This is a genomic window from Schleiferia thermophila (genome assembly GCF_003337435.1).
Classification (GTDB): domain Bacteria; phylum Bacteroidota; class Bacteroidia; order Flavobacteriales; family Schleiferiaceae; genus Schleiferia; species Schleiferia thermophila.
Genome location: NZ_QPJS01000002.1, coordinates 166,507 through 180,776, shown reverse-complemented (window position 1 = coordinate 180,776; position 14,270 = coordinate 166,507). Strand labels below are relative to the sequence as shown.

The window sequence follows — 14,270 nt, the reverse complement described above, 5'->3', positions numbered from 1 at the left end:
ACGATGTTTTCTTTATTTCTCCAATTGATGCCATTATGTCTTATTTTTGTGGTTAGTTGGATAAACAGATGTCAATATGTCGTGTTTTTTATTGAAATCGGTAAAATATTAGGCAAAATTGTCTGGGAAAGTGGGTGGGCACTTGGTTTGACTGGTAGGGAGTAGTCTAACCAAAAATTCAAACACCATGAGCACACTAATGAGAAGACCCGGAACAGCTTTCGGAATGTTCCCATCTATACTGGATGAGTTTTTTAACGATGACTTCTTCCGCCTTCCGGCGGTAGTGACAAGGTCCAGTTCCTATCCGGCTGTAAACATAAAGGAAACTGAGAAAGACTATACACTTGAGATGGCAGTACCTGGACTGAAAAGAGAAGACATCAAAGTAAATCTTGAAAAGAGTGTTCTGACCATCAGTTTTGACAAGAAAGAGGAGCATAAAGAAGAGAATGGCAAGTACACCAGAAGAGAGTTTTATCATCAAAGTTTCTCAAGGTCTTTCACTTTACCTGAAGGAGAAATTGATGAAGAAAAAATTTCGGGTGACTATAAAGATGGAATTTTAACAATTGTACTGCCGAAGAAGAACAAGGAAGAAGTGAAAGTATCCCGATTGATTGAAATCAAATAAGAGCGTTGAAAATGGCACTGGAGCTCGAAGCCGGCTTGTTTTAGCCGGCTTTTCTATTAAAAAAAGCTGCCTTATGAGGGGCAGCTTTTTCGTGAATAAAATCTCTATGCTCTTTTTTAGGGGCAATCGAATTTGATTTCAATTTCGTAGTTGCTGCGATCGAGGCCGGTAAGGAATCTCTTTTTGACGATGACAATACGCATGGTTTGGATTACGGCATCGGGCGGCAAGTTGGCGGGTCTGTTTTCATTGATAAACTCGTCAGGGATGAGTAGTTTTCTAAACATGCCTTTTCCTCTGTAGCTTAACTTCATATTTGGGTTGTTGCCGGCGTTAAAAGCCGTAGATAGGTTGTAGACGATGCCGGCTGTATCGACAACTGAGACAGCAAGGTATGCTGAGTCTGGGTCGAGGTTTTGCATAGAGGGCTTGTCTTCGCGGGCATTGTCATAGATGACGGCCACGATGTCGTCCTTTTGTGGTTGTGAAGGGAAGAAGAAGGCCGGAGGAATGACTGTGGAGGGCGGATCGACTTTGAGTACGAGATCGGGAGACTTGCGGTCGGGCTCTCCGTAGCCACCGCCGTCTTTTGGTTTTACGAGGAAATGTACATCTTCTTTGTATACGGTGGCGGCATCTACTTCGTACCAATCTTTTAATGAGGGTTCAAAAGTAAAACTATAAACGAGGTTGGATTCTTTAGTCATTTTCAGTGCTTCATTAGAATTTTTCCAAGGTTGGCTACCAGTGCCATTTACAAATGGATGACCTTGAGGATGTTCTCTTGGTTTCCAGGTCCATATATAAAGGTCTTTACCATCGTTGGCATCCTGAATCAGGTTTTGAACAAAATCCAGGTTTTGATCGAGTAGTGCCAGGTTTACAATGAGTTTAACTGGTTTGGAGGGATCAATTTCAAGGGGTTCGCTGGTGACTACCTGGCTGCTTGCCTGAAAATGCAGCACTACGGGAGCGAATAACGCCAGAAAAATTTTTTTCATGTTCATTTTCTGATTAGGGTTAGATTATAACCGACGTAGAGTTCGTCATTGCAATCGTTTCGGCGAATTTGAATTTTCCAGACCGGGTCATAGTCGCGAGCCATTGATAAGAGGTATATTGTGTCGGATTCACCGTTGTTGTTGAAGATGCCCATTTTAGTGGGAAATTCCGGATTGTTGAATGCCCATGTGCCTGAGGTGCCAAATTTGTGGGGTACTTTTCCCGAAGTGATAATCTGATAGGTATTATCATTGTTGAAAATAATTTCCATTGGCTGTCCGAGGGTTGGAAAGTCTTCTGAAACGTTGAGCTGGTCTCCAAGTGGAGATTTAAAATCTTCAATAATGAGTTCAGCAGCCTGCCATCTGCCAACTATTCCAAAGGCAAGATCCGGGTCCGGGCCAAGTTCGCCTTTGCGTTCGGGGCGACAAGCAATTGCCAGATATATTGTACAAATTGTTAGTAAGGATTTTTTCATTGGATTAGTGTTTTAAGATTATTAATTACATCCTCCTTCGGGATTTCCAAGAAATGTTTCATTGATATCGCTGGCCGGAAATTGAAGTACCATTCCGGGGCAATTCCATGCTGCTCCGCGTACGGTGATGTTTTCTCCTTTTGTCCCACGGCGTTTGAGGTCTTGTATGCGGTCTCCTTCAGCGAACATTTCAATTCGTCGCTCCAGACGTGCTGCATCGCGAATTTCAATGGCTGTGGCAGTAGCAGGAAGGTTTTCGCTGTCATCTCCGAAAGCTCTTTCTCTTATTTGATTGATGAGATTGATGGCTTCAGGCAAATTCTGGCTAAGCTCAGCTAACGATTCAGCACGGATGAGCATCATTTCGGTAAGGTGTAAAACAGGAATACTAAAGGCGTCTTTATTAAATTTTGTAACTGCTACAAATTCAGTGGGCAGGCCTTCGTCTCGGACTTCAAAAAAAGACAAACGAGTGTCGTTGGGTCTTTGTGCCACCAAGTTGTAAAATTCTTTGGACGCACGGAGGGTAGGGTTGGGATTGTTGTCAGAACGATAATTGCCTGTGAAAGCTCCACTTCGACCATCGAGTAAGGTGGGCGTTTGGGTGGAAACTGTAATAAAAATTCCTTCTGAAATTGGACCTAGTTTGAATCGATCAATACCTTCAAGTGTAAACTGGCCTGAATTAATCACCTGACCGGCATAGAAGGCTGCACTGTCAAACTTATTCATTTGAAAGTACACTTTGGCCAAGGCTGCCATGGCGGAATATTTTGTTGCATAATTGCCATTGGTGGCAGGAAGGTGGTTTTTAGCAAACCATAAGTCTTGTAGTATAGCGTCGTATCCTTCTTTTACTGTGCTGCGTATCTGAAGCTGAGTTCCTGTATTTTGATTCTGTATCCGGATTCCCAGGTGACTGTTGTCTGTTGTGTATCCATAGGGCTGTGCCCATAATTTGATGATTTCGAAATGTCCAAGAGCTCTGAGAAATCTGCCTTCGGCCTCGAAGGTCAGCCTTCGGGATTCGGGCATTTCTACCATTCCGAAGTTTTCAATCATAAAATTGATCCGGAAAATGGAGCGGTAGGGTTCCCGGTATACTCCATTGGTGGTTCCGTTAAAGAAATTCACCCTTCGCAGGTAAACTTCATTTAAGTCGTTGTTGTTAATGGGCGCTGCCAGATTGTCGCTTAATACTTCGTTTAACATTTGAATGCGCCCGTTGTAGTAGTTGGCTGCAACGTCGTAGCAGGAATTAAGCACTTTTTCAAAGTCTTCGGGAGTTTTCAAGGCATCTTCGATCAAAAGTACTCCTTCGGGCCTTACGTCAAATAATTTTGAGCAGGAGCTTAGAAAAATCACTCCAGCTGCTGTGAGGGTTATGGGTAGAAACTTTTTCATCGTTAATTGTATTTAGAAACTGATGTCAATTCCAAGGTTGAAGGTTTTCTCCTGAGGTGGGGTGAGGAACGTGATGTTTACACTCATATTACGGTCGGTTACGTTTTCAAAATCGCGTGCAATTTCAGGATCAAGACCAATAAAACGTGTGAAAGTAAGCAGGTTAGTGCCTGTGAAATATATTCTTGCATTTCTGACTTTGAGCTTACGCGCTGCTTCTTGTGGGAGTGTATAGCCGATGGTCAGGTTTCTAAGGCGTGCATAGGAAGCGTCGTGCAGCCAGAGTGTTGTGTTGATCCAGGGTGTACCGGTTCCATATGTCTCAGGGGTAGTTGTCAGTCTAGGATAGGTAGCTACGTCACCAGGTTTTCTCCAGCGATCAAATTGATCTGTACGATGATTCCATCCATCGGAGTCGAATGTGCCGAGTTGTCGCTTGGATGAAGAGTCGTATATGTTTCCACCAATTGTGAACACAAACAGAAAACTGAGGTCGTAATTTTTGTATCTCAGAATGTTGGTGACTCCACCGATGGCATCAGGCAGTACACGGCCTGCCGGCACCCTGTTGGCTGGATTCCACTCAAAGGTAGGTTCTCCGTTGATGTCTAGATACACAGGACGGCCTGTGGCCGGATCTACATGGGAGAATCGCACCAGAAAGTTTGTTCCTACCGGATAGCCAAGTACTACGCGAGTATCGTTGGTACCTCCTGAAACTGCTTCTTCGTTGAAACCACTGATATCGGTAATTTTATTCCAGTTTCTGGCAATATTGAATTCGGTGGTCCAGCTAAAATTTTGTTTTGCGATGTTTTTGGACTTTACGACCCATTCGACTCCCTGGTTGTAAATGGTGGCCAGATTATCAAAAAAGTTATCAAATCCGGCGTAGCCCGGCAGTGATACATTGAGAAATACATCGGTTGAATATTTGTAGTAATAACTGAACTCGGTGGTGATGCGGTCTTCCCACAATCCCATTTCCACGCCGGCATCAAAGATTTGGGAAGTTTCCCATTTGAGGGTTGGGTTTTCGAGAAGTAAGGGAAAGAGGATGGGCTGACCATTGTAACCGCGCACGGAATCTATTCCAAAGGAAGATCGCCACAGGTCTCTATTGCCTGGAGGTGCTACACCAGCTATTCCGTAAGATGCTTTTACCTTCATAAAGTTGATTACCGGATTGTATTTCATAAAGGCTTCTTCTGATACAATCCAGCCTCCACTCACAGAGGGGAAGAAGCCGACTCGATTGTCAGGGCCAAATTTGGAAGAGGCATCTGCTCTGATCACTCCCTGGACAATATACTTTTCTTGATTGGTAAAATTAATTCGACTGAATACGGATCCGAATCGGGATTTTTCGGGAGTGAAATCTTGTCTGTTGTCCAGCATGTCGCGAGCTTTCCAGAAGGGTGCACCCGCAACTGTAGAGAAATAGCTCATCCCCCCTCTAGCCTGTTCCTGAAACTCTAATCCAGCCATTATGTTTAAACGATTTTTTTCATTTACTTTCCAGTCATAGGTAGCTGTCAGGAAGGTGTTCCAGTTGTTTATAATGTTTGTAAATCTTCTTGAGTCACCAACCCTATCCGTTACCAGCAGCAATTCTGCCGGTTCATAGATATCTTCGACCAGATTCATGTAGTCATAATTGGTATTTAGATTGATGTAAAGATTTTTAGCAGGATTGTAGGTGAGGGTAATTCCTGAGATGGATCTCAACTCACGGGTTCTCCATTCTTTTAATTCACGAAGTCTCACGGGATTTGTGCCACCTATAAAATAGGAGCCATCTGGATTTCTAATTGGATAAATGGGAAGAGCTGTGGACATGGCCGCGCCTAAACCGCCTGCCCAACCTTCATCTACACGATTGTTGATCCCCTCTATGAGCGAGAGATTCGCAGAAATTTTTAGTTTACTGGTGATATTATAGCCCCCGTTGAGCCGAATACTGGAGCGATCATAGTTGTTACCGGTCAGATAACTCTGGTTGCCATCAAATGAAATTCCTGCAAAAAAGTCATATTTATTGGTTTGTCTTCCTGCAGAGAGGTCATAGCGCTGTTTTACACCGACTCTAATTACTTCATCTACCCAATTTGTATTAATATTCTGGGCATCCTCCCATTTAATGCCACCAGGTAGCACAGGTACACCTACCTTTCCATCGTTGATCCAGGCCTCTTTATACATTTGAAGGAATTCGGGTCCGCTTAACATATTGGGTCTTGCCACCGGAGAAGATGTACCGACTCTTGTAGAAAAATTAAACGTCCAATCTGGTGTTTTTCCTCTCTTTGTGGTAATTAAAATAACTCCATTGGCACCTCTTGAGCCAAAAATACCAGTAGCTGAAGCATCTTTGAGTATTTCAATAGACTCGATATCGCCAGGGTTAAGTACAGCTAGTGGGTTGTTGTTCATTGCTCCAGCATTGCCTTTAATAAAAAAGTCCTGTGTGATTGGTATCCCATCCACAACATACAACGGATCACCAGACCCTGAGATGGAGGCTATACCTCTAATTCGCACTACAGAACCGGATCCAGCTAATCCGCTGCCGGTTATAATTTGAACCCCCGCAGCTTTACCTTGTATAGCTGTCTCGAAGCTGGGTGTCGGCATATCTGTTACTTCCTTGGCACCCAGTTTAACGACTGAACCCGTTACATCACGTCTTCGTTGAACCCCATAACCTACGACTACCACCTCATCGAGGCGACTGATTTCTTCTGCCATAGTAATGTTGATTTCGAGTGTCTGACCTGGTTTAAGATTGATGGGCCTGCGCTCCGTGCGGTAACCAACAAAAGAGTACACTACGGTCAGATTAGTATTTGCCGGAAGTCCTCTCACCTCGTATGAGCCATCCATGTCGGACACAGCACCTTTACCAGTACCTTCTACAAGAACATTTACGCCGGGAAGCGGACCGGATTTGTCGCTGATTTTTCCTTTAATAGCCTGCGCATAAATTCCTGAGGTAAAACAGGTTATTAGCAGAAAAACCATCATTGGGGTAAATTTTCCATTCATGGTTTATATGTGTTAATGAATCTTTAAGCGCCAAATATACACCACTTTTCAGTTAGTGTATATATTACACATTCAATTGCCAAAAATCGATTTTCGAACACAAATAAAATCTTGTTTTGCTTTGAGTAGGCTGACTTTTATCATTCAGATTCAAATTGTATCCTTTACACTATTTCTATTAAATCTTCATGCTCCATTGCTCTTCAATATAGTAGGAAATAATTCCAGCACGAAGTTCGCATAGGTATCTACTTCGTGTTTAACCATTGTTTTACTGTTACTTGTTTTACCAATTTACATTGGTCTGATAAAACGTTTGTATTAATGAAATTGCAGTTTTAAAAAAATATTTGATGGAATGGAAATAAAAAAAGCCGGGACTTAGCCCGGCCTTTTCGGTTATACGAATTTATTCATCCCACCACAACCTTTTCAAGAAGGCGTCATTTCCGGTGAGATTTATAAAGTTGTCGTTGTAGAGTCTTTCTGTTTCAGGATACGGCAACCTGCGGGGAATTGCGGGAAGGTTGGCACCTGGAACAGGTACAAGTGTCGGAAAATCTGTTCTTCTCCAGTCAGTCCATGCTTCCACATGTGAGAACATGGCTATATATTTTTCATACATGATGTCTTCCAGTGTAGGTGTAAGTGGAAGTAAAGTCAAATACGCATCTCTATCGACTGCTGGGATTCCCAAAAAGTTCATATTTGCTTCAACCGCCTGAACCAGATCATTTCTTGTAAAGTTTCCTGCCCTGAATTTGGCTTCCGCAATGATAAATTTTGTTTCGTGATTGGTAATAAAAGGCAGTGGAGAAGTTTGGCTTCCGTAGAAGGGCATAGTTGCTGAATCGGCTGATCTATACACCGAAATCCGAGGATCATTCTTGGCCTTCATCATGTCGTACATAGTTCCAGTCTGGGTGATATACGCCAAACGTTGTGTATTGAATTGAAACCAGGGGTTGGTATTGGGGGGACCCGCAAACACCATCATCGCATTGTCGGCATTTGCATCAATGCCTTGATTGGCCAGAGTGATCACATCATTTGGATTAAAGCCAGGCTTTTTGCTAAGATGAAGTGCATATCTAGCTTTTAGGGAATATGCTGTTTTAACCCATTTGGTTAGATTTCCTCCATGTACCAAATCTTCAGCTCCTGGCTTCAGTGCGCTGGTAGTGGCCTGTAGCTCATTTATAGCTTCATCGAGCAATGATTGGATGGTTTGATAGATTTGCTGTTGGGTGTCGTATCTGGGATTCAAATTGTCTGTTCCTTGTAAGGCTTCAGAATACGGAATGTCACCCCATATATCGGTGAAAAGCCCCAGATACATAGCCATCATTACTTTAGCAACACCGGAGTAGTTTGGCGACGTTCCTTCTGTCTTTTCAATGATGATTTTAAGGTCTTTCATTCCACCCGAATATCCGTTGGACCCCCATGTTTGATTAAAGTCACCTTCACCAATTTGCGCATATCGCTGATGTGCTAGCGACTGGCGGTCTGTTCCGGTCATTTGTTGAATAAACAATGAGGTCATTCGGGGGAGCACATCGCCTTGTGCCATGGCATATGATACCTGTGCACTTGGTAAAAGCACTCTCACGGACACATCTATGGGCCTTGTAGGATCTTCGGTATAGTCTTCAAGCCACTTTTTTGAACAGCTCACTGTGAGCCCTGCCAACAAAAGTGATGTTAATAGTAGGTTGATCTTTTTCATTGCGTTGAAATTTTAAATTTAGAAATTAGCTCTTACACCAAGGATGTACCCTCTAGTGTTTGGCATATTGAAGTAGTCAGCACCTTGGCTGTTGGTAGCGCCGGAAAGATTGGTTTCAGGATCAATACCGGTGTATTTGGTAAAGAGCAGCAGGTTTCTTCCGGTAAAGTTAATGCTCAATCCTTTGATAAATTTAGAACCTTCAAACACTTTGTTTGGCAACGTATATCCAATGGTCAGCTGACGCAGACGCACCCAAGAACCATCTTCAATAAACGGACGGCTGGCACCTGTAAAACCTGATAACGGACCGGCAGCGTATGAGAGGTGGTTGTTGGGAATTGGAGTGGTATTTGGCTTTCCGGACACATCCTCGCCATTAATGATGGTACCAGGAGCATATACACCGCTATTGCCTTTTACTACGTCGTTGAAAACAATAGTACCATTTCTATCGCCACCCACATCGGCATGCGTACCAAAGTAATAGAGTGCACCTCGGGTTCCATTCCAAATGTCGCCACCTCTACGGATATCCCATACCATGTTGAGCGTCCAGTTTTTGTAGGTTACTCCACCGGTGATACCAAGTAGCCAATCCGGGTTGGGGTCCCCTACTTTTACTTCAGTAGGCGAGTAAATGGGATAACCGTTTTCATCTACTAGCACATTTCCATCAGCATCTCTTTGCCAATCATCGCCAAAGAGGGTTCCATATGCCTCCCCAACCATCAGGCGCTGATTTGCTCCAAAGAATCCCCATGGAAGATTGATAACATCTACACCAGGGGCAAGCTCTAGCACTTTATTGCGATACCAGGTATACACTGCCCCCAGGTCTACACCCCAGTTGTTGTTTTCAAATATTCTGTAGTTTGCAGAAATTTCCCATCCTCTGTTTCTCATTCTACCTATGTTTTGAAAGAGCTGGTTGAAACCAGAAGATGATGCCACCGGGACGGCTACAATAAGATCGGTAGAAAGCTTGTCGTACCAGGTAACATCCAGATTGAGTTTGTTGTCAAAAAATCCTAGGTCAAGACCAAACTCTGTGGTAGTAGTAAATTCTGGTCCGAGCGCAGGGTTGCCGGCTGTATTTCCCAAGGTAAATCCTGTTGCACCTCTAAAGGGAAATTGAATTCCATCAATCCAACCCGAAAGAGAAGATGCGCGACTATAGTAAGTGCGGTTGCTACCAAAGGCCGGCTCAAGACCTACTTTGGCCCATGAAGCCCTGAACTTACCTCTCGAAAGTAGTCCTTCATTAAGTCCCAATGTTTCGCTAAATAACCAAGAGTAGCTCGCCGAAGGATAAAAAATTACTGTACTTACATCGCCAAAAGTAGAAGCTTGGTCGCCACGGGCTGTTAAGGTAATAAAGTGTTGATCATCCCAGGAAAGCTGTACTTCACCAAAAATACCTGCTATCCGGCGACGATCAATACCCTGACTTGCAATAATAGTGGACGCATTGCTCAGATTATAAAACTCTTCTACTGCCAGATTATCTCCCTGCACGAAGACATTGTCCAGCAATCTTTGGTTTAAATTCCAACCCACAAGATATTGTGTCTTCAGTCGCTCGTAATTTTTCCTGGCGGTGACTATCAGGTCACTGTTCCATTCGTGGTATTTGTAATTGTCTTCCAACAAACGTCCGTTTACAGCAGCTCTTGACTGGCGCGCTATAATCTGAGTACGTCTATCCTGATAAAAATCAGTACCTAGTCTCCACATTACGCTCAACCACTCCACTGGCACGTAGTCAATCTGAACATTCCCCTGAAGACGATTTACATTGTCAAAGAATGGGTTTCTATTGATGGTCCAGTATGGGTTGTCGTATCCTGTAAAATATCTCCTCTGAGTACCATCCGGGCTCAGGAATGCCTTTTCATCAGTTGGGTCCTTTACCCCATTGGAGTTGTCGAAAGATGGGGGTGTTCTCAGCAGACCAAGCATCAGACCAGAAGTATTGGAACCTTGCTGGATTCTGCGACCGCCAGAGTTTGCATAGTTGGCAGAAGCCGATACTTTTAATGAATTGGACACCCTTGCACCACCCGAAAGCCTGACGGTAGTACGCTGAAAGGTATTCAATGGAATTACGCCGTTTTCAGTGAGATTTGCAATCGATAGTGCATAGCTGGTTCTATCATTTCCTCCGGATAAGCTTACACTGTTATTGATTCTGCTTCCTCTCTGGAAAAACTCATAGGGATCATAGGCTTTGGCGGTTCCTTTTGAGCCAGGTACCATCAAAGAAACAACATCAGTCAACTGACCGTTGGGCAAAAATCCCAATTCACTGATTCTCGGTCCCCATGAAAACTGAGATAGTGGCTGTCCAAACAAGCGAAGCTGACCTCCATAACCTTGTGCATACTCGTTCTGAAGTTTGGGCAATTTGTTTACTTCCAAGATCTCCACTGAACCTGAGTATTCTATCTGGAAAGGCCTGTTGAAGGCTCCTTTTTTGGTTGTAATTAAAATTACGCCATTTGCACCCCTTGTACCATAAAGCGCGGCTGCTGCACCACCTTTGAGCACTGTCACACTTTCAATATCGTCAGGGTTGATGTCAATAGCCCTGTTCGAAAGTGCCACCCCTCCCCTTAAGTCTTGGGTCAAAAGCTGTGAGTTGTTGATCGGTACACCGTCCACTACAAAGAGAGGTTGATTGTCGTTTTGAGTGAAAGTAGACTGACCGCGTACTCTGATGTAACTGGAGGCACCGGCTGCACCACTTGAGTTTATCACCTGGATTCCTGCTGCCTTTGCTGAAAGTCCAGATACCATATTTGCTTCTCCTGATGCAGACACAGCATTTCCGCTTACTTCCTCTACAGAGTAGCCTACCGCTTTTCGCTCCCTCTCTATACCCAGAGCCGATACTACTACTTCTTTTAGTTGTTGGGTCTGAGGTTGCAGGTCAATGACCATATTAGGCTGTGCGGCTACTTCACGAGTCTGCATCCCCAATGAGCTGACCACTAGGATGGCACCTTGCTTGACACGGATTTCAAAACGACCATCAAAATTGGTCGCCACAGCATTTTTTGTGCCTTTTTCTACCACTGTAGCTCCAGGCAGGGTCTCCCCAGTGTTGGCTGCCCTTACTACACCTGTAACTCTTAACTCCTGAGCATGTGCCGAAGCCATACCCAGTAATAAGAGAAGGGTCATGAGTAAACTTCTCCTTTTTTTCATTTGTGTAAATTTTGTGTTAAACGCAAGGGCGAAATTGCATTGAAACCGTGAATAATGCAATGCTTGCATAAAATTTTTTTAACCGAAATTTGATATAAATGCGGTTTTTGTTACCAAATCTTTAATAAAATGCTTCGATCCTAATCATATAGGAGATTTGAGTTAGTGTCGGTTTCAAAAAAATTAAAAAAGTAACTAATTGAAATTAAACATTTTTTCCAGCCCTCTGGCGATAGTATAAATCGGCACAAACTAAAACCGAAATGAAAGAAAATACTGATACTGCTGATTTATCCAAATCCAAAAAATTGTTCAGCAAACCATGGGAAAAGTATGTAATAAGCCCAAAAAATGCCGCCAAAACCAAATACCTCGTCTCCGATTTTAACGCAGAATTGTAAATTTTGTGACCAAGTAGGAATATTTGAAGTACAATCGCAAGCACAAAAAGCAACCCAGGAAATCCCATTTCAGCCAATGGCCCCAGATATTCACTGTGAGCATTGCCCAGGTCCGCATTGTTTGTCGATATTATGGTTTTTTCATGGGGCTTTTGAAAAGGGGCATATTGAAACATATATGTCCCTGGGCCCCAACCTAGCACCGGCCTCTCTTTAAACATACGTATGGCCGACTTCCAGCGATTGATTCGCTCCAGATTCGAAACATCTGTACTGATGTTGGTAGCAGAAGTCACATGCTCTCCCAAATCATCACTCGATACCTTCTGATTCTTTGACAAGGACATATATATATCCGACCAATTGTATAAAATCAGACCAGCTGCCAGCACTACACCACCCAATACTACATACCATTTGATACGAAGTATTAACACCATCAGCACTCCAAAAGCTACTACCACACTAAGCCATGCCGCTCTTGTAAACGACAGGATTAGTCCAACTGTTAAAATCAAAAAAACTCCTATGTAAATTCCCTTTATCCAAGGTTGGTCCTTGATCAAAAAAGCAAACACAAAACTCACCGGAAAATACATGGCCAATGCCGCACCATAGTTCGTATGTTCCCTGAAAAAAGGCGTCATCACCCAGGTACTGGCCTGTTTGGTCAGTCCGTACTCGATGTGTCGCGCTATGGTATAAAGAATTACAATCACCAAAGGAGCCAAATAAAACCAATAAAACTTTTTAAGGTTTTCTTCCTTTTTCAGTAAGAGCGAAAACAAGTAATAAAAAACAACCACAAACCAAAGTCTGGCCAGAAAATACTTCATCGATACATAAGGCATCGAACTGGCCATTGCCGATATAAACATCCAGACCAGATACAGCATCAACGTCATTGACATCGGATGAGCAGAAAACCGAGGATGAAACTTCCCCTCCACAATCAGCTTGAGTATAAATAATATCAAAAGCCCAGCCATAAAAGGCTCTCCCGGTACTCCCACCGCAAACTTCAGGTCCTCAAAATATATCTCAACGGAAAAAGGAGTGCTCAGCAACAGAAACCAAAGCACCTTGTCCATAGCCAAAAACGCAAGAGCCGCAAGAGCCAAACCAAATGGAATGACCATGAGCAAATAATTCTCAGTAGCAGTAAACACCGCTACACAGATCAGATACAAAAGTCCTGAACCGTAAATCAGTCGATGTAAAACAGTCGCCCTCAACCCTCCAGCTTCGAATTTCGAATACTTTCCGCTGCAGCAATTACAATCATAGTAAATACAAATGCACTCAGAAAACTCAACAGCACAATCAGACTCCTGACCGGATACGTCTTCCGCTCAGCAGGATAAGCCATGTTTACCTTAAACGTCGCTGGCAAAAACTCATTCACATCCACTTTGGCCTGGTCATATTTGGTTTTCAACTTCACAAGTTCTTCCTTCAGAAGCGACAGCTCATCCCTGAGCGATACATATAGCCCACCATACTTAGCCAGAGTATCCAGCATGTTCTGAATCTCCCTTGCTTTCCTGCTTCCGGGACCTTCCTTCACTATAGCGCTACCCAACTGCTCCGTCAGAGCAGCTACCTGCCGCTCATAGTCATGTACCCCCTTAAACCTCAGTTCGGTCAGGCGGTTTTCCTTCTCCTCGATCTCCTTTGCCAGGCTATAGTACTCATTTTCCACGATGGCAAGGGCCTTTACCGCGCGTTCTTTCTGAATTTTGTTTTTTACCTCATCCAGTAGTTCAGCGATCCTGTTGGCTATCATGGCAGCCGTATCCGGTGACTCATCCAGCACCTTGATTTCCACCGACATAAACTCCGTCCTGCGAAAGGAAATGTTCTTTGCATACCTCTTGTTGAGTTTTGTGTATTTGTACCTTGCCTTCGGATTAATCCGGTAGTGGCGCATCAGATCAAATTCTTCAATTATCCTGTTTTTAATCTCATCCGAATTCAAAATCTGAAGCAACTGCTCGGCTTGCTGCTCCTCCCCAAACTGTAGCACATCCTGATTCACCCCAAACTGCTGAGGCAGCAGCGCCTTAGAAACCGAGTAGGTAGTCGACGGAAAAAGAATTACCGTACTCTTGTACCTCGGATATACAAAAGGAGGTGAGGAAAAAATAAACGACAATACTGCGGCAGACAAGGATATGACCAGCAATGGCCTGCGCCACCTCCAGGCAAACAGCACAATCCCCGATGAATCAAATATATTTTTCTTCTTTTTGCCACTTTTCATTGCATTGAAAAACTAAAATTTTCCGCCAAACCTACAAAAACGCGACTCATCACCCAAAATTCCGACATTCAATACATTGTAATATTTTTTTCAATCCCTTTTTA

9 protein-coding genes are annotated in these 14,270 nt (G+C 43.5%); 1 reads left to right on the top strand and 8 read right to left on the bottom strand.

Going from position 1 to position 14,270, the window contains the following annotated elements; genetic code table 11:
* The first annotated feature begins 187 nt into the window (after positions 1-187).
* Positions 188-634, top strand: coding sequence for an Hsp20/alpha crystallin family protein (locus DES35_RS05930; RefSeq protein WP_037359378.1), 447 nt, complete (start codon positions 188-190; stop codon positions 632-634).
* A 116-nt stretch (positions 635-750) separates the two neighbouring features.
* Here the strand turns inward: DES35_RS05930 and DES35_RS05925 are convergent, their stop codons facing one another.
* The 8 genes from DES35_RS05925 to DES35_RS05890 form a co-directional block, all read right to left on the bottom strand.
* Entirely contained in the window at positions 751-1,635 is an 885-nt protein-coding gene (locus tag DES35_RS05925) for a hypothetical protein (RefSeq protein WP_125039400.1), read from the bottom strand.
* Between the two features lie 2 nt (positions 1,636-1,637).
* Positions 1,638-2,114 (bottom strand): DUF5004 domain-containing protein, encoded by a 477-nt coding sequence (locus tag DES35_RS05920; RefSeq protein ID WP_037359373.1) that lies wholly within the window; start codon positions 2,112-2,114, stop codon positions 1,638-1,640.
* Between the two features lie 21 nt (positions 2,115-2,135).
* The gene (locus tag DES35_RS05915) at positions 2,136-3,518 is read right to left on the bottom strand and encodes a RagB/SusD family nutrient uptake outer membrane protein (RefSeq protein WP_114366103.1); all 1,383 of its coding nucleotides are present in this window, start codon (positions 3,516-3,518) and stop codon (positions 2,136-2,138) included.
* Positions 3,519-3,530: 12 nt separating this feature from the next.
* Positions 3,531-6,563: a SusC/RagA family TonB-linked outer membrane protein gene (locus DES35_RS05910; protein WP_114366102.1), complete on the bottom strand. Its 3,033-nt coding sequence runs from the start codon at positions 6,561-6,563 to the stop codon at positions 3,531-3,533.
* A 409-nt stretch (positions 6,564-6,972) separates the two neighbouring features.
* Positions 6,973-8,292, bottom strand: coding sequence for a SusD/RagB family nutrient-binding outer membrane lipoprotein (locus DES35_RS05905; protein ID WP_114366101.1), 1,320 nt, complete (start codon positions 8,290-8,292; stop codon positions 6,973-6,975).
* Between the two features lie 18 nt (positions 8,293-8,310).
* Positions 8,311-11,502 carry a SusC/RagA family TonB-linked outer membrane protein gene (locus DES35_RS05900; RefSeq protein WP_170125712.1) on the bottom strand — a complete coding sequence of 1,064 codons (3,192 nt, stop codon included), beginning with the start codon at positions 11,500-11,502 and terminating at the stop codon, positions 8,311-8,313.
* A gap of 205 nt (positions 11,503-11,707) precedes the next feature.
* On the bottom strand, positions 11,708-13,138 hold the full coding sequence (locus DES35_RS05895; protein WP_125039399.1) for an O-antigen ligase family protein: 1,431 nt from the start codon (positions 13,136-13,138) through the stop codon (positions 11,708-11,710).
* A complete protein-coding gene (locus DES35_RS05890) occupies positions 13,135-14,166 on the bottom strand; it encodes a GumC domain-containing protein (protein WP_037359357.1) in 1,032 nt (343 codons plus the stop codon). Before DES35_RS05890 ends, DES35_RS05895 begins: the two co-directional genes overlap by 4 nt.
* Positions 14,167-14,270: the final 104 nt, after the last annotated feature.